Source organism: Erwinia aeris (genome assembly GCF_041224955.1).
In the GTDB taxonomy this organism is placed as follows: Bacteria; Pseudomonadota; Gammaproteobacteria; order Enterobacterales; family Enterobacteriaceae; genus Erwinia; species Erwinia aeris.
The window spans coordinates 147651-169894 of sequence record NZ_JBGFFX010000002.1; the positions used below are offsets into that span (position 1 = coordinate 147651).

The 22244-nt window shown below is 56.6% G+C and carries 18 protein-coding genes; 11 read left to right on the forward strand and 7 right to left on the reverse strand.

The window, feature by feature from the left end; all coding sequences use genetic code 11:
* Nucleotides 1-5: 5 nt before the first annotated feature.
* The gene (locus AB6T85_RS04395) at nucleotides 6-1913 is read right to left on the reverse strand and encodes an ABC transporter ATP-binding protein (RefSeq protein WP_253454680.1); all 1908 of its coding nucleotides are present in this window, start codon (nucleotides 1911-1913) and stop codon (nucleotides 6-8) included.
* A gap of 5 nt (nucleotides 1914-1918) precedes the next feature.
* Nucleotides 1919-4030: a bifunctional 23S rRNA (guanine(2069)-N(7))-methyltransferase RlmK/23S rRNA (guanine(2445)-N(2))-methyltransferase RlmL gene (rlmKL, locus tag AB6T85_RS04400; RefSeq protein WP_369894887.1), complete on the reverse strand. Its 2112-nt coding sequence runs from the start codon at nucleotides 4028-4030 to the stop codon at nucleotides 1919-1921.
* A 135-nt stretch (nucleotides 4031-4165) separates the two neighbouring features.
* Here rlmKL and AB6T85_RS04405 point away from each other — a divergent pair, with 135 nt between their 5' ends.
* On the forward strand, nucleotides 4166-5281 hold the full coding sequence (locus AB6T85_RS04405; RefSeq protein ID WP_253454682.1) for a YcbX family protein: 1116 nt from the start codon (nucleotides 4166-4168) through the stop codon (nucleotides 5279-5281).
* On the opposite strand, the gene AB6T85_RS04410 is transcribed toward AB6T85_RS04405, so the two are convergent.
* Both AB6T85_RS04410 and pyrD read right to left on the reverse strand, forming a co-directional pair.
* Nucleotides 5278-5820 (reverse strand): cell division protein ZapC, encoded by a 543-nt coding sequence (locus AB6T85_RS04410; protein WP_253454683.1) that lies wholly within the window; start codon nucleotides 5818-5820, stop codon nucleotides 5278-5280. The genes AB6T85_RS04405 and AB6T85_RS04410 overlap by 4 nt on opposite strands.
* Before the next feature lie 162 nt (nucleotides 5821-5982).
* Nucleotides 5983-6993 carry a quinone-dependent dihydroorotate dehydrogenase gene (pyrD, locus tag AB6T85_RS04415; protein WP_253461041.1) on the reverse strand — a complete coding sequence of 337 codons (1011 nt, stop codon included), beginning with the start codon at nucleotides 6991-6993 and terminating at the stop codon, nucleotides 5983-5985.
* Between the two features lie 373 nt (nucleotides 6994-7366).
* Here pyrD and ssuE point away from each other — a divergent pair, with 373 nt between their 5' ends.
* The 5 genes from ssuE to ssuB are packed head-to-tail and all read left to right on the forward strand — an operon-like array spanning nucleotide 7367 to nucleotide 11623.
* Nucleotides 7367-7918, forward strand: coding sequence for an NADPH-dependent FMN reductase (gene ssuE, locus AB6T85_RS04420; protein WP_253454684.1), 552 nt, complete (start codon nucleotides 7367-7369; stop codon nucleotides 7916-7918).
* 10 nt (nucleotides 7919-7928) lie between these two features.
* Entirely contained in the window at nucleotides 7929-8897 is a 969-nt protein-coding gene (locus tag AB6T85_RS04425; protein ID WP_369894888.1) for a sulfonate ABC transporter substrate-binding protein, read from the forward strand.
* Nucleotides 8894-10039 (forward strand): FMNH2-dependent alkanesulfonate monooxygenase, encoded by a 1146-nt coding sequence (gene ssuD, locus AB6T85_RS04430; protein ID WP_253454686.1) that lies wholly within the window; start codon nucleotides 8894-8896, stop codon nucleotides 10037-10039. Before AB6T85_RS04425 ends, ssuD begins: the two co-directional genes overlap by 4 nt.
* A 7-nt stretch (nucleotides 10040-10046) precedes the next feature.
* Nucleotides 10047-10838 carry an aliphatic sulfonate ABC transporter permease SsuC gene (gene ssuC, locus AB6T85_RS04435; RefSeq protein WP_253454687.1) on the forward strand — a complete coding sequence of 264 codons (792 nt, stop codon included), beginning with the start codon at nucleotides 10047-10049 and terminating at the stop codon, nucleotides 10836-10838.
* On the forward strand, nucleotides 10835-11623 hold the full coding sequence (ssuB, locus tag AB6T85_RS04440; RefSeq protein WP_253454688.1) for an aliphatic sulfonates ABC transporter ATP-binding protein: 789 nt from the start codon (nucleotides 10835-10837) through the stop codon (nucleotides 11621-11623). The genes ssuC and ssuB overlap by 4 nt, the downstream gene beginning before the upstream one ends.
* A 64-nt stretch (nucleotides 11624-11687) precedes the next feature.
* Here ssuB and pepN read toward each other — a convergent pair whose 3' ends face one another.
* The gene (gene pepN / locus AB6T85_RS04445; RefSeq protein ID WP_253454689.1) at nucleotides 11688-14303 is read right to left on the reverse strand and encodes an aminopeptidase N; all 2616 of its coding nucleotides are present in this window, start codon (nucleotides 14301-14303) and stop codon (nucleotides 11688-11690) included.
* A 263-nt stretch (nucleotides 14304-14566) separates the two neighbouring features.
* On the opposite strand from pepN, the gene pncB reads away from it, so the two are divergent.
* The 5 genes from pncB (at nucleotide 14567) to AB6T85_RS04470 (ending at nucleotide 20799) form a co-directional block, all read left to right on the forward strand.
* Nucleotides 14567-15772: a nicotinate phosphoribosyltransferase gene (gene pncB, locus AB6T85_RS04450; RefSeq protein WP_253454690.1), complete on the forward strand. Its 1206-nt coding sequence runs from the start codon at nucleotides 14567-14569 to the stop codon at nucleotides 15770-15772.
* A 167-nt stretch (nucleotides 15773-15939) separates the two neighbouring features.
* On the forward strand, nucleotides 15940-17340 hold the full coding sequence (asnS, locus tag AB6T85_RS04455) for an asparagine--tRNA ligase (RefSeq protein ID WP_253454691.1): 1401 nt from the start codon (nucleotides 15940-15942) through the stop codon (nucleotides 17338-17340).
* A 300-nt stretch (nucleotides 17341-17640) separates the two neighbouring features.
* Nucleotides 17641-18801: a porin OmpF gene (ompF, locus tag AB6T85_RS04460; protein WP_301729766.1), complete on the forward strand. Its 1161-nt coding sequence runs from the start codon at nucleotides 17641-17643 to the stop codon at nucleotides 18799-18801.
* Nucleotides 18802-19060: 259 nt separating this feature from the next.
* On the forward strand, nucleotides 19061-19426 hold the full coding sequence (locus tag AB6T85_RS04465; protein WP_301251205.1) for a coiled-coil domain-containing protein: 366 nt from the start codon (nucleotides 19061-19063) through the stop codon (nucleotides 19424-19426).
* Nucleotides 19427-19608: 182 nt separating this feature from the next.
* Nucleotides 19609-20799, forward strand: coding sequence for an amino acid aminotransferase (locus AB6T85_RS04470; protein ID WP_301729768.1), 1191 nt, complete (start codon nucleotides 19609-19611; stop codon nucleotides 20797-20799).
* Nucleotides 20800-20880: 81 nt separating this feature from the next.
* Here the strand turns inward: AB6T85_RS04470 and AB6T85_RS04475 are convergent, their stop codons facing one another.
* Nucleotides 20881-21510: an MBL fold metallo-hydrolase gene (locus AB6T85_RS04475; RefSeq protein WP_301251207.1), complete on the reverse strand. Its 630-nt coding sequence runs from the start codon at nucleotides 21508-21510 to the stop codon at nucleotides 20881-20883.
* Between the two features lie 34 nt (nucleotides 21511-21544).
* Complete coding sequence (gene mepK, locus AB6T85_RS04480; protein WP_369894889.1) at nucleotides 21545-22099, reverse strand: peptidoglycan L,D-endopeptidase MepK; 555 nt, start codon at nucleotides 22097-22099, stop codon at nucleotides 21545-21547.
* Between the last annotated feature and the right edge of the window lie 145 nt (nucleotides 22100-22244).

The window sequence follows — 22244 nt, forward strand, 5'->3', positions numbered from 1 at the left end:
CGGGGTTATTGGTTTTTCAGCGATTCCAGGTATTCCCAGCGCTCGAAAGCCTTTTCCAGCGCCTGTTCGGCTTCGGCAAGCGCATCCAGTACCGGCTGGGTCACGTCGTGCGGCTGGCCAAAGAAGCTGGCGTCGGCCACCTTCGCCTGCAGCGAGGCCAGCTCGTTCTCCAGCTGCTCCATCTTCTGCGGCATCTGCTCCAGCTCGCGCTGCAGGTTATAACTCATCTTAGCCGCCGGACGCTTTGCCGGATCGCTTTTTACGGTTTCCTGACGCGTGGCCGGCGCGCTTTGCGCCGCGCTGCGGGTTTGCTTGTAGGCGGTGCGCTGCAGCTGAGCATCATGATAGCCGCCGACAAAAGCGCCGATCTCGCCCTGGCCTTCAAAAATCCAGCACTCGGTAACAGTATTATCGACAAACTGACGATCGTGGCTGACCAGCAGCACCGTGCCCTGATAGCCGTCGATCAGCTCTTCCAGCAGTTCCAGCGTTTCCACGTCCAGATCGTTGGTCGGTTCATCGAGGATCAGCAGGTTGCTGGGCTTCAGGAACAGGCGCGCCAGCAGCAGGCGGTTACGCTCTCCGCCCGACAGCGCACGTACTGGCGTCATGGCACGCTTAGGGTGGAACAGGAAGTCCTGCAGATAGCCCAGCACGTGGCGCGGCTTACCGTTCACCATCACTTCCTGCTTGCCTTCCGCCAGGTTATCCATCACCGTGCGATCAGGGTCGAGTTCCGTCCGGTGCTGATCGAAATAGGCCACTTCAAGCTTGGTGCCGATATGCACGCGACCGCTGTCCGGTTTCAGCTGATCGAGCATCAGCTTCAGCAGCGTAGACTTGCCGCAGCCGTTCGGGCCGATCAGCGCAATTTTGTCGCCGCGCTGCACCTGGCGGGAGAAATCCTTCACCAGCTGTTTGCCCGCCACGCCGTAGCTGACGTTTTCCAGTTCAAAGACGATTTTGCCGGAGCGGCTCGCCTCTTCCACCTGCATATTGGCTTTGCCCATCACTTCGCGGCGTTCGGCGCGCTCGTTGCGCAATGCTTTCAGCGCGCGGACGCGTCCTTCGTTACGGGTACGACGGGCTTTGATGCCCTGACGGATCCAGACTTCTTCCTGCGCCAGCTTGCGGTCGAATTCGGCGTTCTGCATCTCTTCCACGCGCAGCGCTTCTTCTTTGCCCAGCAGGAACTGATCGTAGTCGCCCGGCCAGGAAACCAGCTTGCCGCGATCGAGGTCAACGATACGCGTCGCCATATTGCGGATAAACGAACGGTCGTGCGAGATAAAGATAATGCTGCCCTGGAAAGTTTTCAGGAAGGTTTCCAGCCAGTCGATGGTTTCGATATCCAGGTGGTTGGTCGGCTCGTCCAGCATCAGCACGCGCGGATTGCTGACCAGCGCGCGGCCCAGCGCCGCTTTACGCAGCCAGCCGCCGGACAGCGAGGAGAGCGGCGCATCGCCGTCCAGACCGATCTGCTTCAGCACGTCCTGAATACGTGTTTCCAGCTGCCACAGGTTCTGGTGATCGAGAATGCTTTGCAGCCTGCCCATTTCGTTCAGGTTTTTCTCGCTGGGATCGCTCATTACCAGATGCGAAATCGCATGATAGGCCTTCAGGTACTCGGCCTGTTCATTCACGCCTTCGGCAACGAAGTCATACACCGAGCCTTTTACGTTACGCGGCGGATCCTGTTGCAGGCGCGCGATAACCAGGTCCTGCTCATAAATGATGCGCCCATCGTCCAGCGGCTGCTCGCGGTTGATGATTTTCATCAGCGTTGATTTGCCCGCGCCGTTGCGCCCTACCAGACAGACGCGCTCGTTCTCTTCAATATGCAGCTCGGTGTTATCCAACAGCGGCGCGTCGCTGAATGAGAGGTAAGCGCCATGAATACTGATCAGTGACATAAAACTTATTCCTTACCGGCGTGAGTAATCAGCCAGCAGTTATGAATTTGACGGTTGCGGGCGAAGTCCTGCGACTGCGTTTTCGCGGTAATTTCTTCAGCGTGCAGCTGAAGCTCGGCCAGGCCTTCCAGATCCATTTTGAAGCCGCGCTTATTGTTGGAGAACATGACGGTGCCGTTTTTGCGCAGCAGCCTTTTCAGATCTTTCATCAACAGCAGATGATCGCGCTGCACGTCAAAACTCTCTTCCATTCTTTTCGAGTTCGAGAAGGTTGGCGGATCGATAAAGATCAGATCGAACTGCTCGTCGGACTCGCGCAGCCAGCTCAGGCAATCTGCCTGCATCAGGCGGTGCTGGCGGCCGGTCAGGCCGTTCAGACGCAGGTTGCGTTCTGCCCATTCCAGATAGGTGCGCGACATATCCACCGTGGTGGTGCTTTTGGCGCCGCCCAGTCCGGCATGCACGCTGGCGCTGCCGGTATAGGCAAACAGGTTCAGGAAGTCTTTGCCCTTGCTCATCTGCCCAAGCATTTTACGCGCGATGCGGTGATCCAGGAACAGGCCGGTATCCAGATAGTCGGTGAGATTTACCCACAGCTTCGCGTTAAACTCGGAAACCTCGAAGAAGTCGCCCTTTTCGCCCAGCTTCTGATACTGGCTTTTGCCTTTCTGCCGCTCGCGGGTTTTCAGCACCAGACGGTTTGCCGGCAGATCCAGCACGCTGAGCGTGGCGGCAATAACGTCAAACAGGCGCTGACGGGCTTTAGACGGCTCGATGGTCTTCGGCGGCGCATACTCCTGCACCACCACCCACTCGCCATAGCGATCGACAGCGACGTTGTAGTCCGGCAGATCGGCATCGTAAATGCGGTAGCACTCAATGCCTTCCTGACGCGCCCATTTTTCCAGCTTCTTCAGGTTTTTACGCAGGCGGTTAGCGTAGTCTTCCGCAATCTGCGCCACGCCGGAGGTATTCACTCCCAGCTGATAGTTTTTCTGTACGCAGTCCAGCGGGCCGTTTTTGGCCTTGAACTGGCGTTCAGCACGCAGCTGCAGGCAGCTCAGCAGCTCCGGCGACGCGCTGAACAGCGACAGGTTCCAGCCGCCGAAATGCTGTTTCATCAGGCGTCCCAGCTGGCTGTGCAGCGCAATCAGGGCCGGTTCGCTTTCCAGACGTTCGCCGTAAGGCGGGTTGCTCAGCACGGTGCCGGTTGGCCCTTCCGCCAGCGGATTGGTCAGCTTCAGCACGTCCTGGGTGGTAAAGCTGATAAGCTCCGCCAGGCCTGCACGACGGGCGTTAACGCGCGCGCGTTCAATGACGCGGGAGTCGTTATCGTAACCATAAAAACGGGACGTCGTTTCCTGAAGCCCGCGACGAGCGCGCACTTTCGCTTCGCTGGTCACTTCACGCCACAGCGCCTCGTCGAATTTGTTCCAGCCGGTAAAGCCCCAGTAGGTGCGATGCAGGCCAGGCGCGCGATCGCTGGCGATCATCGCCGCTTCAATCAGCAGCGTGCCCGAGCCGCACATAGGATCGACCATCGGCGTGCCCGCCTGCCAGCCGGAGCGCTGCACGATAGCCGCCGCCAGGTTTTCCTTGAGCGGCGCCATGCCGGTTTGCTGGCGATAGCCGCGCTGGTGCAGGCCTTCGCCGCTCAGATCCAGCGCAATGCTGGCATTGTCTTTGTTCAGCCAGACGTTAACGCGGATATCCGGCTGCTCGCGATCCACATCCGGTCGCGCCAGGTTTTTGCGGGTAAAGCTGTCCACGATGGCGTCTTTGACTTTAAGCGCGCCGTACTGGCTGTTGCGGATCACTTCATTCAGCCCGCTGAAATGCACGGCAAAGGTTTTATCGCTGCCGAACAGCGCCGGCCAGTCGATAGCCTGTACGCCCAGATAGAGATCCAGGTCGCTGTATACGCCGCATTCGGTCAGCGGCAGCAGGATGCGGGAAGCCAGGCGGCTCCACATCAGGCTCTGATACATCAGACGATCGTCGCCCTGAAAATGTACGCCGCCCTGGACAATCTGGCAGGCCTCGGCCCCCAGCGCTTCCAGTTCACTTTTTAACAGCTCTTCGAGCCCACGCGCCGTACTGGCAAACAGAGAATTCATAACATCACTTATCATCTGGAAAATTGCTGCGCATTATAGCTAATCCGGGGCGCATGTCATAAAGTTAGCTTCTTTTCGTCAGCCGCTCCCGGCTCTTTTTTTGCGCTGGCGTTTTCTTCCCTGCTGGAGAGCACCATGATTAGCCTGTCCCGTCTGTTTATTCATCCCGTAAAATCCATGCGTGGCACGCAGGTTTCTCATGCTCAGGCGCTTGCCAGCGGCCTGGCCTTCGATCGTATTTTTATGCTTACCGAGGCGGACGGCACCTTTATTACAGCGCGTCAGTATCCTGAAATGGTGCTTTTTACGCCCGCACTGCTGCCGGACGGTCTGCTGCTGGCGGCGCCGGACGGCAGCAGCGCCACCGTGCGCTTTGCGGATTTCGCCGCCGAGCCTGCGCCGGTGGAAGTCTGGGGCAACCATTTCACCGCGCTGATTGCGCCTGCGCCAATCAACAGCTGGCTGAGCGGCTTTTTTCCGCGTCCCGTGCAGCTTCGCTGGGTAGGACCGGAGATGACCCGGCGCGTGCAGCGATTTAGCGAGGTGCCGCTGGGCTTTGCCGACGGCTATCCTTATTTGCTGATTAATGAGGCCTCGCTGCACGATTTACGTAAGCGTTGCCCGGCCGGCGTAAAGTTGGAGCAGTTCCGTCCAAACCTGGTGGTAACGGGCACGACGGCATGGGCGGAAGATCGCTGGGCAACGGTGCGCATCGGCGGCATCCTTTTTGACGCACCGAAACCTTGCAGCCGCTGCATTTTTACCACTGTCAGCACGGAGCGCGGCCGCAGGCATCCCACCGGCGAGCCGCTGACAACCCTGCAAAAATTCCGTACCGCGATGGATGGCAGCGGCGATGTCGATTTTGGTATCAACCTGGTGGCACGCAACAGCGGCATCGTGCGGGTGGGTGACGAGCTGGAGGTGGTTGCCGATAAACCGGCACGCCTGTATGGCGCGGGTGAAGTGGCGGAATCGCTGGAAGCGGTTGCCGCAGCGCAGGAAAGCGTCACCCTCAGCTGGGAAGGCGAGCGCTTCAGCGGCAACAATCAGCAGGTTTTACTGGAGCAGCTGGAGATGCAGGGTTATCGCATCCCCTACTCCTGCCGTGCGGGCGTTTGCGGCAGCTGCCGCGTCCGGCTGGCGTCCGGCCAGGTTCGGGCGCTGAAGAAAGGCGCGCTGCGCGAGGACGGCACGCTGTTAAGCTGTAGCTGCGTCCCGGACGGCGACCTGGTGCTGTTGGCGCGTTAAACGGCGCGGGCGAAGGTGAAAATATGCTGGCTGATGGCGGGCAGCAGGCGATCGTGCATCACCTTGATAGCATCGCCCAGCACCATCGTTTTGCCGCCCAGCTGCAGCTCCGGCTGCGCCAGCAGGCACAGCGCGGCGTTTTCGCCCGCTTCCACCACCAGCAGCGTGGCTTCTTCGCCCGTTTCGCACAGGCGCACCGCTACCAGCTCGCCATCCTGCGGCGTACAGTGACGCGGATGCGCGGAAAAGTGCCAGCTTTTTGGCATCTGCGGCTTCAGAAAACGCAGGGCAACCAGCGCGTTCAGCACCAGCTCGGTACGCTGCCATTCGGTCAGGTCGCACGTCAGGCATTTTTCTGCGAAGGTGGAAAACAGGGCGGCGTCGTCGACGGAGAATTGCGCGGCGTTAAAGGCATCGGGCGTCAGCATTTTACGAGGGAAGCGTGAGCGGAACAGCGCGCCTTCCGCCATAGCCAACATCATGCGTTCCTGTTCGTCATCGAAGAACCAGCGCCAGCTGTCGTCAGGTTTAATCCTCATGAAGTATCCCGTAATGATCGTCAGGTCGGCTATTTATCGCGAGGTCAGCGAACACGCGATCCGCCCCGTGCCAAAATAGTCTGAATAATGCATAAACAGGAGAAAATATAAACGAGCCAGAGGGGAAAATAAACCCCCTGGCCCCGTTAAGCCTGCATTTAATCAAATATGACTGACAATTTCTTTAATCAGCGGCGGCCCTTTGTAAATAAAACCGGAATATATCTGCACCAGCGAGGCGCCCGCCGCCATTTTTTCTTTGGCTGCCACCAGCGAATCTATGCCGCCTACGCCGATAATCGGCAGCCGGCCCTGCAGTTCCTGCGAGAGACGGCGAATGATTTCCGTACTTTTCAGCTGTACCGGACGCCCGCTCAGGCCGCCCGTTTCTTCGCTGTATTTCAGGCCGCTAACCAGCGAACGATCCAGCGTGGTATTGGTCGCGATTACACCATCAATATTATGCCGCACCAGGCTGTCGGCAATTTGGATAAGTTCTTCTTCAGCTAAATCCGGCGCAATTTTGACCGCTACCGGCACATATTTTTGATGCTGATTTTCCAGCGCCTGCTGTTTGTGCTTAATCGCCTGCAAAAGATCGTCCAGCGCTTCACCATATTGCAGCGTGCGTAACCCTGGCGTATTCGGCGATGAGATGTTGATCGCAATATAACCTGCATAAGGATAAACTTTCTCCATACAGATTAAATAATCTTCTTTACCCATTTCGACCGGCGTATCTTTATTTTTGCCGATATTGATGCCCAGAATGCCGTCGAAGCGAGCCTGCCTGACATTATTGACCAGCTGGTCCACGCCCAGATTATTGAATCCCATACGATTAATAATGCCTTCCGCCTCTCTGATGCGGAACATACGCGGCTTATCGTTCCCCGCCTGTGGTCGTGGCGTCACGGTGCCGACTTCAATAAAGCCAAAGCCCATTGCGCCGAAGGCGTCAATACATTCACCGTTCTTATCCAGCCCCGCCGCCAGGCCCAGCGGGTTTTTGAACGTCAGGCCCATGCAGTTGACGGGCTTAAAAGGAAGAGTTTGTCGAACCAGATGAATAAGCGGCGTTCCGGTTATCCGGTGCAGCTGCTGAAGGGTCAATTCGTGCGCACGCTCGGCGTCGAGCTGAAAAAGCGCGTTACGAACCAGGTTATACATGATCGCTCCTGAGTAGCCCATAATACCGGGCCGGAAAAGGACTAACGGTTGCCTCAGCAACCCTGAAAACTGTGCGGTCGACACGCCTTCTTCGCTTTTATACGTTATCAGATACAAAGAACAGCGGCCTTCGACATGCGCAGCAACGCTGCAGGCGCGGGGGAAAATGGTAAAGTCCTTTGCCGGGAAAGTAAAACGTTTGCGTGCCCCATCCCTCTCTTTTTCCGCGCTTTCCTGTTATCTGTTTTTCGCTTAGTCAAAAAGTAACTTAAATATGCCGGATAAATCATTTAAGGCGTCCGTCACACTCTGCCAGGATAGTTCCATAAGTTCAGGAATTATTTCAATCAATAACTTTTGGTTATAAGGAGAGATGATGCGCGTTATTACTCTGGCAGGCAGTCCTCGCTATCCTTCGCGGTCAACCGCGCTGCTGACCCTGTGCCAGCACGCGCTGGAGCAACGAGGCGCCGAGGTGATCCCCTGGAACCTGCATAACTTTCCTCCAGAGGATTTGCTTTACGCCCGCTTCGACTCGCCTGCGCTGCTGGCTTTAAAAGAGGATCTGGCTAACGCCGATGGGCTGATCGTCGCCACGCCGGTTTATAAAGCCTCTTTTTCCGGCGCGTTAAAAACCCTGCTCGACTTACTGCCGGAACGCGCGCTGGAGCATAAAGTGGTGCTGCCGCTGGCGACCGGCGGCACCATCGCGCATATGCTGGCCGTGGACTATGCGCTAAAACCGGTGCTTAACGCGCTGAAGGCGCAGGAGGTGCTGCACGGCGTGTTTGCCGACGACAGCCAGATTAGCCATTACGATCGCCAGCCCGAACTTTCTCCCCTGCTTGCCGAACGCATTGCGGAATCACTCGACACCTTCTGGTATGCGCTGTCGCGTCGTCATCAGCGGCTGGCCGCAGCGGTATAAGGAAGCGCCCATGAGCCTGTTTACACGTTTTGTCTCGGCGCTGGCCTTCAGCGCGCTGTTCACTGGCGGCGCGCTGGCGGACGAGGCCGCGCCTGCCGCTTTCCGTATTGGCTATCAAAAAGGGTCGGTGAGCATGGCGCTGGCCCGCTCGCATCAGCTGCTGGAAAAGCGTTTCCCTCATACGCAGATTAAATGGATTGAGTTTCCGGCCGGCCCGCAAATGCTGGAAGCGCTGAATGTTAACAGCATCGATTTGGGCAGCACGGGCGACATTCCGCCAATCTTCGCCCAGGCGGCCGGTGCCGATCTGCTTTATGTCGGCTCAGAGCCGCCCAAGCCGCAATCTGAAGTGATCCTGGTAGCCAAAGACAGCCCGATTAGAAGCGTCGCCGAACTGAAAGGCCATAAGGTGGCTTTCCAGAAGGGCTCCAGCTCGCATAATTTACTGCTGCGCGCGCTGACCAAAGCCGGGCTGAAATTCAGTGATATTCAGCCTGCCTATCTGACGCCTGCCGATGCCCGCGCGGCTTTCCAGCAGGGCGATGTCGATGCCTGGGCTATCTGGGATCCCTACTATTCCGCCGCGCTGTTGCAGGGCGGCGTGCGGGTGCTGGCCGATGGCGACGGGCTGAACCTGACCGGTTCGTTTTATCTGGCGACCCGCCCTTTTGCTGAAGCCAACGGCGCTTTCGTGCAGCAGGTGCTGGAGACGTTCAGCAAGGCCGACGAGCTGACCCGCAGCGATCGCGAGCAGAGCATTGCCCTGCTTTCGCAAACTATCGGCCTGCCGAAACCGGTTATCGCCAGCTATCTCGATCACCGTCCGCCGACCGTTATCGGCCCGGTCAGCGAGAAAACCGTGCAGGCCCAGCAGCATACCGCCGATCTCTTTTACGCTAACCATTTAATGCCGGTGAAAGTCGATATCGCCAGCCGTGTCTGGCATGTCGCCGCCGCTACGCAAGGAGTCCCACAATGAGCCTTTCCGTTTTCTGGTTTCTGCCCACGCATGGCGATGGTCACTATTTAGGCACGACGGAGGGCGCGCGTCCTGTCGACCACGCTTATCTGCAGCAAATTGCTCAGGCTGCCGATCGTCTGGGTTTTGGTGGTGTGCTGATCCCAACAGGGCGTTCCTGTGAGGATGCCTGGCTGGTGGCCGCGTCGCTGATCCCCGTGACGCAGCGCCTGCGTTTTCTGGTTGCGCTGCGTCCCGGCGTAATCTCCCCTACGCAGGCCGCGCGCCAGGCCGCCACGCTGGATAGGCTGTCAAACGGCCGTGCGCTGTTTAACCTGGTGACCGGCGGCGATGCGGAAGAGCTGGCGGGCGACGGCGTCTTTCTGGATCACCGTGAGCGCTATGTTGAGTCGGCGGAATTTACCCGCGTCTGGCGTCGCGTGCTGGAAGGCGAAACGGTGGATTACGAAGGCAAGCACGTGCACGTTCGCGGCGCCCGGCTGATGTTTCGGCCCGTGCAGCAGCCGCGTCCGCCGTTATGGTTTGGCGGCTCTTCCGAACCTGCTCAGGATCTGGCAGCGGAACAGGTCGATGTCTACCTGACCTGGGGCGAACCGCCGGCACAGGTCAAAGAGAAGATTGAGCAGGTGCGGGCGAAAGCGGCGGCCCAGGGCAGAACGGTGAAGTTCGGCATCCGCCTGCACGTTATCGTGCGGGAAACCAATGAAGAGGCCTGGAAAGCGGCAGATCGTCTGATTTCGCATCTCGACGACGCCACTATTGCTAAGGCGCAGGCCGCGCTGGCAAAAACCGATTCGGTCGGTCAGCACCGCATGGCCGCCCTGCACGGCGGACGTCGCGATAAGCTGGAGATTTCACCCAACCTGTGGGCGGGCGTTGGGCTGGTGCGCGGCGGCGCGGGCACCGCGCTGGTCGGCGATGGCGCTACCGTAGCGGCCAGGATGCAGGAGTATGCCGATCTGGGCATCGAGACGTTTATTTTGTCCGGCTATCCACATCTGGAAGAGGCCTATCGCGTCGGCGAGCTGCTGTTCCCGCATCTCGATTTGAACGTGCCGGAAGTGCCGCAGCCGAACAACATTACCGCGCACGGCGAAGCCGTAGCGCATGATTTCGCTCCACAAAAAGTGTCGCAGAGCTGAGGTGGCTATGAGCAAACCGCTTAATCGTATCGGCAATCAGCTGATCCCATGGGCACTGCCCATTGCGCTGGTGATCGTGTGGCAAATCGCCTCACAGACCGGCTGGCTTTCTACCCGTATTTTGCCTTCGCCAGAAGCCATAGTGATTACGTTCTGGAAGCTGTCGGCCAGTGGCGAGCTGTGGCAGCACCTGGCGATCAGCAGCTGGCGTGCGGCGGTCGGCTTCAGCATTGGCGGTTCCATCGGCCTGATCCTCGGCCTGATTACCGGCATGTCGCGCCTGGGCGAACGGCTGCTGGACACGTCGGTGCAAATGCTGCGTAACGTGCCGCACCTGGCGCTGATCCCGCTGGTGATCCTGTGGTTTGGCATTGACGAATCCGCCAAGATTTTTCTGGTGGCGCTGGGTACGCTGTTCCCTATTTATCTCAATACCTATCACGGCATCCGCAATATCGATCGCGGCCTGGTAGAGATGGCCCGCAGCTATGGCCTCTCCGGCTGGAGCCTGTTTATTCAGGTGGTGCTGCCGGGCGCGCTGCCCTCCATTATGGTCGGCGTGCGCTTTGCCCTGGGCCTGATGTGGCTGACGCTGATCGTGGCGGAAACCATTTCCGCCAACTCCGGCATCGGCTATCTGGCAATGAACGCGCGCGAATTTTTGCAGACCGATATCGTGGTGGTTGCCATTATCCTGTATGCCCTGCTCGGTAAACTGGCTGACGTCAGCGCGCTGTTACTGGAACGCGTCTGGTTGCGCTGGCATCCGGCTTATCAACTTAAAGAGGAAAACGCATGAGCGAGTTAACGTCTTCTCCAGCGCGTCTTAACGCCGGTACGCCTCTGATCGTTAACCGCGTCAGCAAGCAGTATCACGGCCGCACCGTGCTGAATAACATCGATTTGCATATTCCTTCCGGCCAGTTTGTGGCGGTGGTCGGACGCAGCGGCTGCGGTAAAAGCACCCTGCTTCGCCTGCTGGCCGGGCTGGAAAAAAGCAGCGCCGGCGAGCTGCTGGCCGGTAGCGCGCCGCTGAGCGAAGCCAGAGACGATACCCGCCTGATGTTTCAGGATGCGCGCCTGCTGCCGTGGAAAAGCATTATCGATAACGTTGGCCTGGGATTGAAAGGCCGTGCCTGGAAAAGCGACGCGCTGGAGGCGCTGGCAGCCGTCGGCCTGGCGGAACGCGCCAACGAATGGCCTGCGGCGCTGTCCGGCGGGCAAAAGCAGCGTGTGGCGCTGGCCCGCGCGCTGATCCACCGGCCGGGTTTGCTGCTGCTGGATGAGCCTTTAGGCGCGCTGGATGCGCTGACGCGTATTGAAATGCAGGATCTGATCGAGTCGCTGTGGCAGCAGCATCATTTCACCGTGCTGCTGGTCACCCATGACGTCAGCGAAGCCGTGGCGATGGCTGACCGGGTGCTGCTGATTGAAGAAGGCAATATCGGGCTGGATTTGGTAATCGACCTGCCGCGCCCGCGCCGTAAAGGCTCCGTGCGGCTGGCGGAGCTGGAAGCGAAAGTGCTGGATCGCGTCATGAAACGCTCGCCGGTGGAAGAAGAAAAACGCTACGCGCAACGCTGATTTACGCCGTTGCTAAAAGAAAAAGCCCCGACTGTCGGGGCTTTTTGTCATTTACGCCGGACGATTAGTCCTGAAGCGCCTTGCTGATTTTTTCGTAAAGGTCGCCGGAAAGATTCTCCAGCGCCTTTAACTTCTCAAGCGCGCCGCGCATCAGCGCCTGACGGGCTTCATCGTAGCGTTTAAAGCGGATCAGCGGCTCAATGATGCGCGAGGCAACCTGAGGATTGCGCGTATTCAGATCGGTCAGGATCTCCACCAGGAACTGGTAACCGCTACCGTCAGCAGCGTGGAAAGCGGAAGGGTTAGCCGAGGCGAACGCGCCGATTAGCGAACGGATACGGTTTGGATTGCTAAGCGTAAAGGAACGATGGCTGAGCAGCGCGCGAACGCGGCTAAGTACGTCCGCAGCCGGGCTGGTGGCCTGCAAAGTAAACCACTTGTCCATCACCAGGCCATCTTTATGCCAGCGCTCGTCGAATTCGGCCAGCAGCGTTTCCCGGCACGGCAGCTGCGCGGCAACCGAGGCCGTCATCGCCGCCAGCGAGTCGGTCATATTGTTCGCCTGACGGAACTGGGCGGTAACCAGTTTCTCGGCCAGCCCTGTTTCGCCGAAGGCCAGGTAGTTGAGACAGGTATTTTTCAGCGCGCGCTTGCCGATATCGGCATGATCGATACGATATTCGTCCACACGATGCGCGTTGTAAACCGCCAGCCACTCATCCGCCAGCTCCGTAGCCAGCGTGCTCAGCAGCGCACGGCGCACTTCCGCAATGGCTACCGGATCGATTACCTCAAACAGCTCGGCAATTTCGTTTTCGCCAGGCAGCGTCAGGATCAGCGCCATCAATGCCGGATCGCTGTTTTCCTCCAGCAGCACGGCGCGGAAAGCATCGGCAACGTGCAGCGGCAGCGAAAGCGGCTGGCCCTGCTGGAAGCGGGCGACGTTCAGCCTGATATGGGTCGCCAGCAGACTTTGCGCGGCATCCCAACGTGAGAAATCGTTACGGGCATGGCGCATCAGGAAAGTCAGCTGCGCATCGCTCCAGTTGTAGTCCAGCTTCACCGGCGCGGAGAATTCACGCAGCAACGAGGGGATCGGCTGCTGATAAACCTCGTCGAACACAAAGCTCTGGAATTCTTCCGTCACGTTCAGCACATGATGAACCGGATGACCATTGTGCTGCAAAGGAATGACGTTGCCTTCACTGTCGTAAAGCTCGATATCCAGCGGAATATGCAGCGGCAGCTTGTTTTTCTGATCGGCCGTTGGCGGCGTCATTTGGGTAACGTGCAGCGTGTACTGTTGCAGCTCGGCGTTATAGTCATCGCGTACGGAAAGCACCGGCGTGCCGGACTGGCTGTACCAGCGGCGGAACTGGGAAAGATCGACGTTGGAAGCATCCTCCATCGCCTGCACAAAATCGTCGCAGGTCGCTGCGCTGCCGTCGTGGCGCTCGAAGTAAAGCTGCATGCCTTTCTGGAAATTCGCCTCGCCCAGCAGGGTGTGCAGCATACGAATAACTTCAGACCCTTTTTCATACACGGTCAGCGTATAGAAGTTGTTCATCTCGATCACCTGCTCAGGGCGGATCGGATGCGCCATTGGGCTGGCGTCTTCGGCAAACTGCGCGCCGCGCATCACGCGCACGTTATCGATACGATTGACCGCGCGAGAGCCGAGATCGGAACTGAATTCCTGATCGCGGAATACGGTCAGGCCCTCTTTCAGGCTAAGCTGGAACCAGTCGCGGCAGGTGACGCGGTTGCCCGTCCAGTTGTGGAAATATTCGTGGCCAATCACCGCCTCAATGCCCAGATAGTCTTTATCCGTCGCCGTTTCCGCTTTCGCCAGCACGTATTTAGAGTTAAAGACGTTCAGGCCTTTATTTTCCATCGCGCCCATGTTGAAGAAGTCGACGGCAACGATCATAAAGATATCCAGATCGTATTCCAGGCCGAAACGCTGCTCGTCCCACTTCATGCTGTTTTTCAGCGAGGTCATTGCCCAGTCGGCGCGATCGAGGTTGCCGCGATCCACGAAGATCTCCAGCGCAACATCCCGGCCGGAGCGCGTTTTAAAGCTGTCGCGCAGCACGTCAAAGTCGCCTGCCACCAGCGCAAACAGGTAGCACGGCTTTGGAAAAGGATCTTCCCATTTTACCCAGTGACGTCCGTTTTCCGCTTCGCCGCCGGCTATCCGGTTGCCGTTTGACAGCAGATAGGGATAAAGTTGTTGTTCCGCGATGATGGTCGTGGTGAAGCGAGCCAGCACGTCAGGCCGATCCAGATACCAGGTGATATGGCGGAAGCCTTCGGCCTCGCACTGGGTACAAAGCGCCTCGCCCGATTTATACAGGCCTTCCAGCGCGCTGTTTTTATCCGGATGAATATCGTTGACAATTTTCATCGTGAATGACTCCGGCAGGCCGGAAACTATCAGCGCGCCCTCTTCCAGCGCGTAATCCGTCCAGGGCCGATCGTCAATCTCCAGCGAGACCAGCGTCAGATCTTCCCCATCCAGACGCAGCGACGCATCAGCCTGGCCCAAACGCTTTACGCGGCTGACGGCCGTCACACGGGTGGTTGCGGCATCCAGTTCAAACGTCAGATCGATGTCGGTAATGGTGTAATCCGGCGCACGATAATCATGGCGATTTTTGGCTTGTGGCAGTTGCGTCATAAGTGCTTCTCATGTCGATAATTAGTTAACTTTGCAAGTCTATTCCGCTTCCTGCAATGTTGCCATGGAGAATCGCGTCGGGCGGTCGGAATTGCTGTTAAAAGCTACATCCTCTTAACAATCGCACGGATTGCCCTCGACCTGCCGGATCGAATTGTGCTGTGATCGGGTTCAATAAATGAGTATTCAAGTTATACTCCTGCGTCATTACTATTTTTTAAACCAGGGATAACGCTCTTCGCCAGAGGATGCTGAAACGCACCATGACACGACATGCTTCCCCGATACTGACCACGCTGCTGGATACGGACGCCTATAAGCTGCATATGCAGCAGGCGGTATTTCATCGCTATCAGAACGTTTCCGTAGTGGCTGAGTTTCGCTGCCGTGGCGACGATCTGCTTGGCATCTACGCTGAGGAAATCGCTCAACAGGTGACCCTGATGCAGTCGCTGGCGCTCAGCGACGAAGAGAGCCGCTATCTTGCCGGACTGCCGTTTTTCAGCGCGGATTATCTGCAGTGGCTGAAACAATTCCGCTATGACCCTGCTCAGGTGCGCATCCGCAATCATCAGGGCAAGCTGGATATCCGCATCGCCGGCCCGTGGCGGGAGGTGATTATGTGGGAGGTGCCGCTGCTGGCGCTGATCAGCGAAGTGGTGCACCGCCACCGCTCGCCGCTGGTCGTCCCCGCGATGGCCGTCGAGCGTCTGCAAAGCAAGCTGCTTGATTTCGGCAAGCTGACGGCAGATTTGGATATGTCCCGCTTTAAGCTGATGGACTTCGGTACGCGCCGCCGTTTCTCCCGCGATGTGCAGCTGGCGATTGTCAGCACGCTAAAAGCCGATTTCCCCTGGCTGGTCGGCTCCAGCAACTACGATGTTGCCCGGCAGCTACAGCTCGCGCCGGTGGGCACGCAGGCGCATGAATGGTTCCAGGCACATCAGCAGATCAGCCCTGTTCTGGCCAACAGCCAGCGCGCCGCCTTGCAGGCCTGGCTGGAGGAGTATCCGAACCGTCTGGGTATTGCGCTGACCGACTGCATCACCATGGACGCTTTCCTGCGTGATTTCGGCCTGAATTTCGCCAGCAGCTATCAGGGACTGCGCCATGACTCCGGCGATCCCGTGGAATGGGGTGAAAAAGCCATTGCGCATTACGAAAAGCTCGGCATCGATCCGCAGGAAAAAACGCTGGTCTTTTCAGACAATCTCGATTTGCCAAAAGCGGTGGAGCTTTATCGCCACTTTGGCCAGCGCATCGAGGTCATTTTCGGTATCGGCACGCGGCTGACCTGCGATATCCCTCAGGTAAAACCGCTGAATATCGTCATTAAGCTGGTAGAGTGCAACGGCAAACCGGTCGCCAAACTCTCCGACAGCCCCGGCAAAACCATTTGCCAGGATAAAGCTTTTGTTCGCGCCCTGCGCAAGGCGTTCGATCTGCCGCTGGTGAAAAAAGCCAGCTAGGCTGCCTACAGAGAGAAAGGCGCCCTGCCTTTCTCTCTTTCTGATTGCCTTTCGTTAAGAAATCTCCTGCCTCGCAACGAATTCTTCTTGTGTCTCATCTTCTGGCAAGTAACATAGCATTGCCCCGGTTTCGGGTAATTTTAATTCTGATGAAAAGAGAGACTTATATGAGCGTTGTGCCTGTAGCGGATGTACTGCAAGGCCGGATCGCGGTTGACAGCGAAGTCACCGTTCGCGGCTGGGTGCGTACCCGAAGAGATTCAAAAGCCGGTATTTCCTTTATCGCCGTCTACGACGGTTCCTGCTTTAATCCTGTCCAGGCCGTCGTTAATAATTCTCTGAATAATTACCAGGAAGAAGTGCTGCGCCTGACCACCGGCTGTTCCGTGGCAATCACCGGAAAAGTCGTGGCCTCGCCAGGCCAGGGCCAGAGCTTTGAGATCCAGGCCAGCGCGGTGGAAGTCGTGGGCTGGGTCGACGATCCGGACACCTATCCGATGGCGGCCAAGCGTCACAGCATCGAGTATCTGCGTGAAGTGGCGCATTTGCGTCCGCGCACTAACCTGATCGGCGCCGTCGCGCGCGTTCGCCATACGCTGGCGCAGGCGCTGCATCGCTTCTTTGACGAGCAGGGGTTTTTCTGGGTCTCCACCCCGCTGATCACCGCTTCCGATACGGAAGGCGCTGGTGAAATGTTCCGCGTCTCCACGCTCGATATGGAAAACCTGCCGCGTACGCCGGAAGGCAAAGTCAATTACGATGAAGATTTCTTCGGTAAAGAGGCGTTCCTGACCGTTTCCGGCCAGCTTAACGGTGAAACCTACGCCAGCGCGATTTCCAAAATCTACACCTTCGGCCCGACTTTCCGCGCTGAAAACTCCAATACCAGCCGCCACCTGGCGGAATTCTGGATGCTGGAGCCGGAAGTGGCCTTCGCCGATCTGGAAGATAATGCCGCGCTGGCTGAAGCCATGCTGAAGTACGTCTTTAAGGCCGTCCTGGCCGAACGTGCCGACGATATGGCTTTCTTTGCCGAACGCGTAGACAAAGAAGCGATTACTCGCCTGGAGCAATTTGTTACTACCGATTTTGCGCAGGTGGATTACACCGATGCTATCGAGATCCTGAAAGCCTGCGGCGAGAAGTTTGAAAACGCCGTCTCCTGGGGTATCGATCTCTCGTCCGAGCACGAGCGCTACCTGGCGGAGAAACATTTTAAAGCGCCGGTCGTAGTGAAAAACTACCCGAAAGACATCAAGGCGTTCTATATGCGCCTGAACGACGATGGCAAAACCGTAGCGGCGATGGACGTTCTGGCGCCGGGCATTGGTGAAATCATCGGCGGTTCGCAGCGTGAAGAGCGTCTGGACGTGCTGGACGCGCGTCTGGCGGAGATGGGGCTGAACAAAGAAGACTACTGGTGGTATCGCGATCTGCGCCGCTACGGCACCGTGCCTCATTCCGGCTTCGGCTTAGGTTTTGAGCGCCTGATCGCCTACGTTACCGGCGTGCAAAATGTCAGGGACGTCATCGCCTTCCCAAGGACGCCGCGCAACGCCAGCTTCTGATTTTTGCATTAAATATAAGAAATTCATATATATAACTAAGGCCAGCCTCGCTGGCCTTTTTTTATTTTTGTAAATTTAGATATAGTTCACAAAGTTCCGTTTTATTTACATATTGAAACACAAATTTTCTTCCTGTAACCAGAATAGGATATTAGTAGCATTTTCGAGGTAGATTAACCGCACCGCGAATGGAAAGATGCGTGCAGATACAGGAAGACACCAAACTCTCATCGTAGTTCTGTAAAGAATTATTGACGGCAGTGGCAGGTGTCCAGATAACTCCAATGAGGGTAATAAATAATGATGAAGCGCAATATTCTGGCACTGGTTATCCCAGCCCTGTTAGCCGCTGGTGCAGCCAATGCAGCAGAAATCTATAACAAAGACGGCAATAAGCTGGACCTCTATGGGAAAGCAGTTGGTTTGCACTATTTCTCTGATAACGACGGCAACGATGGCGACCAGAGCTACGTGCGTTTTGGTTTCAAAGGTGAAACCCAGATTAACGATATGCTCACCGGCTACGGCCAGTGGGAATACAACATCCAGGCAAACAATTCTGAAGGCGGCTCCGACGCGCAGGACGGCAACAAAACCCGTCTGGGCTTCGCTGGTCTGAAATTCGCTGAGTACGGCTCTATCGATTACGGCCGTAACTACAGCCTGCTGTACGATCCAATGGGCTGGACCGATATGCTGCCAGAGTTCGGCGGCGACTCTGCCTATAGCGACCTGGGCATCCTGGGCGGCCGTACTACCGGCGTGCTGACCTACCGCAACACCAACTTCTTTGGCCTGGTTGACGGCTGGAACTTTGCCGTACAGTATCAGGGTAAAAACGAGCGTGAAGACGACATTCGCCGCGCTAACGGAGACGGTTACGCAGTCTCTACCAGCTATACCGCGCCAATCGGTGTAGGCGTGTCTGCAGCTTATGGTTCTTATGACCGTACCGATGCGCAGGCAGCTGGCGTGCGTACCGTGACTAACCCGAATAACTCCGCTGAATCCGTCACCATCAATAGCGGCGCGGGTAAACGTGCTGAAGCATGGGCTACCGCGCTGAAATATGACGCTAACAGCGTTTACCTGGCAGCGATGTACGGTGAAACCCGTAACGCCACGCCAATTTCTTACAGCGGCAATTTTAGCGACGCTGACAGCACTTCCTGGTCTGCTAACTCTTTCGCTAACAAGGCTCAGAACATTGAGCTGGTTGCGCAGTATCAGTTTGACTTCGGTCTGCGTCCATCCCTGGCCTACGTGCAGTCTAAAGGCAAGGATATCGAAGGCGTTGGCGATGCTGACCTGATCAAATATGTTGATGTGGGCGCAACCTACTACTTCAACAAAAACATGTCTACTTACGTTGACTACCAGATCAACCTGCTGGATGACAACAATCCACTGGGTCTGAACACCGACGACACCGTGGCTGTAGGTCTGGTTTACCAGTTCTAATCAAGCAACAAATCGTCTGGCGGGGCTTCGGCCCCGCTTTTTTATTGTCTGCACCTTCGCTTTTCTCTGCCTGCCCTTATTCCCTTCCTGACTTGCCCGTGCTGCTAAATAAAACCTGTCGCTTCCCTATGTAATTTCTTTTTCCGTTTCATAAAAATTCGAGCCATGCCGCAGCGTTCCTGAAAAATTTCCAAAAGTGTTTGTTAGCCACGCGTGAACATGAAAAAATCAGTCTGGATTTAGCTTAAGGAGAGCCAATATGGATATGGACAGCCCTCTTCTGCTAACGCTGTCAAACCACAGCAACCAGCAGGAAAAAAAAGAAACCGAGACGGAAGCGCGCTTTACCCGTATCGAAATGCATATCGCCTGGCTCAGACATGACGTTAACGATATCAGAAACGAGCTCCATGATATTCGCGGGGAAATAAAGGATGTACGCGGCGAGATAAAGGACGTGCGCGGTGAGATACAGGACGTACGCGGTGAGATACAGGACGTACGCGGTGAGATGAAAGATATCCGCAAAGATATGCAGACTGATTTTCGCCTGATGTTTAGCGCGCTGATCGGCGTTGCGCTGGGCCTGGCCTACATTATGGCCAGAGGTTTTCATTGGCTATAGGCCCCGTACGCCAGGAAAGCGGCCGCGCTTATTTTACCTTTACAGGTGTTTATAGCAGCTGGCTGCCGCTACCTTTATCCAGGGCATTCTTTCACTGTTTTTAGCGCAAACGGTTGGCATTTTTATCATAGTGGCGGTACCCTGAATTCTCATTTCGTTTCAGGTTATAACGGACTTTCATTATGTTTGAACGCATTGCAGCTGCACCCGCAGATCCTATCCTTGGCTTAGCCGACCTTTATCGTGCGGACGACCGTCCTGACAAAATTAACCTTGGCATTGGCGTTTATAAGGACGAAACCGGCAAAACGCCGGTGCTGACCAGCGTGAAAAAAGCCGAGCAGTATCTGCTGGAAAATGAAACGACCAAAAATTATTTGAGCATTGATGGCCTGGCCGATTTTGGCAAATGTACGCAGGCGCTGCTGTTTGGCAAAGATAACGCCATCCTGCGTGACAAACGTGCGCGTACAGCGCAAACGCCTGGCGGTACGGGCGCGCTGCGCGTAGCGGCGGATTTTATTGCCGCGCAAACCGGCGCCAGGCGCGTTTGGGTCAGCAATCCCAGCTGGCCTAACCATAAAAATGTGTTTCAGTCCGCCGGGCTGGAAGTCTGTGAATATCAGTATTACGATGCGGCCAGCCATTCGCTGGATTTCGACGGAATGCTGAACGCGCTGCGTGAAGCGCAGGCGGGCGATATTGTGCTGTTCCACGGCTGCTGCCATAACCCTACCGGCATCGATCCTACGGCCGCACAGTGGCAGGAGCTTGCCGAGATGTCGCTGGCGAAAGGCTGGCTGCCGCTGTTCGACTTTGCCTATCAGGGCTTTGCGCGTGGGCTGGAAGAAGATGCAGAGGGCCTGCGCATTTTTGCTGCCGGACACCAGGAGCTGATTGTCGCCAGTTCTTATTCGAAGAACTTCGGGCTTTATAATGAGCGCGTAGGCGCGTTCACGCTGGTCGCCAGCACGGCCGATATTGCCAACACGGCCTTTAGCCAGGTTAAAGCTACCATCCGCGCGAACTACTCTAATCCGCCTGCGCATGGCGCGGCGGTCGTCGCCACTATCCTGGGCAACGATGCGCTGCGTACCCTGTGGGAGCAGGAGTTGACCGATATGCGCCAGCGCATCCACCGTATGCGTCAGCTGTTCGTTAATACCCTGCAGGAAAAAGGGGCAAAAGGCGACTTCAGCTTTATTATCAACCAGAACGGTATGTTCTCTTTTAGCGGCCTGACCAAAGATCAGGTGATTAGGCTACGGGAAGAGTTTGGCGTTTATGCGGTCAATTCAGGCCGGGTTAACGTAGCGGGAATGACGCCGGACAATATGGCGCCGCTGTGCGAAGCGATTGCCGCCGTGCTGTAAGTGCATAAAGCGGATGCGAAATATTTTATCCGTCACGCAATAAAAAAGCCTGCATTACGCAGGCTTTTTTATACGGCAGCTTTATTGCAGAAAAGGATTGGAAATCCGCTCTCTGCCCAGCGTCGAGCTGGGGCCGTGGCCGGGTAAAAAGGTGACGTCATCGCCAAGCGGCAGCAGCTTGTTTTTGATCGCGGCAATCAGGTCGCTATGGCTGCCCTGAGGGAAATCGGTACGTCCCACCCCGCCGCTGAAGATCACATCGCCGGAGATCAGCAGGCGAGAAGCCCGATCAAAAAATACGATATGACCCGGCGTATGGCCCGGACACAGCAGAACCTCAAGCGAGATATCGCCCACGTGCACAACCTCACCCTCTTCCAGCCAGCGATCGGGCGTTAACGGCGCACATTCAGGAAAACCAAACATCTGGCTCTGCATCGGCAGCCCTTCCAGCCAGAACGCATCTGCTTTATGCGGCCCAACAACCGGTACGGCATAAAAAGCAGCCAGTTCAGCTGCCGCGCCTACGTGGTCCAGATGGCCATGCGTCAGCAGAATTTGCGTAACTGTTACGCCCTTTGCCGTCGTCTGCGCTTTAATTTTTTCTGCGTCGCCGCCAGGATCGACAATGGCGGCCTGCAGCGTCACCGGACACCAGATCAAAGAGCAGTTCTGCGAAAAGGCCGTTACCGGAATAGTTTGATAATTCATAAGGCTCCATTAATTCCGGTCAGCCCGGATTTTCTTACCAGTGCCTTGCCGGCCCGGTATCAATATGCACAAAGTTGCTTTTAGGATAGTATCCTACACCCCCTGACCGCATGGAAAGAGCCGCTTTGCGTATATTGCTGAGGGCGATCCCCTCAATATGAAAATCCATTGCCTGGCCCAGCGTATGATAGCTGTGCTTAGCTACGCCGGTGCTGCTGCCGCGTTCGCGCAGCGAGTTGTTGGTCGCCAGCGTACGGTAACCGGAAATCAGCTGTACGGGCTTGCGCGTATCCAACAGCGCCTGGAGCCGATACAGCTGATCGAAAAGATGTGGATCGATGCTTTTGATCCTGTTGGCGCGATAATCACGAAAAAAATGGTTAAGGCGCGTTAACTCATCCTTGTCATAGCTTTTCCCGTTGAAAAACTCGGTTTTAAGGCTTTCTCCGGTATGTAAATTATTCAGCGTCAGAATGCGAGGACGTGAGGTGGAAAGCGAAGCGAAAGCCTGGCCAGGAAGCAGCGACAGGCCTAGTGCCGCGCCGCCCAGGGCCAGTAATTTACGGCGATGAGAGTCGAATTTATCCATTAATCTGTGTTACCCGGCTAAAAAAGTTCTGAAACGGTGGAAACGTTCACCGCCCGGAACCATAACCGGGTAGAAATGTGGCGTCAACCGACGAAACGTGACGGATACGGCAATTCCTGGAGAGGCTGCCGTACCCGTCAGGCAG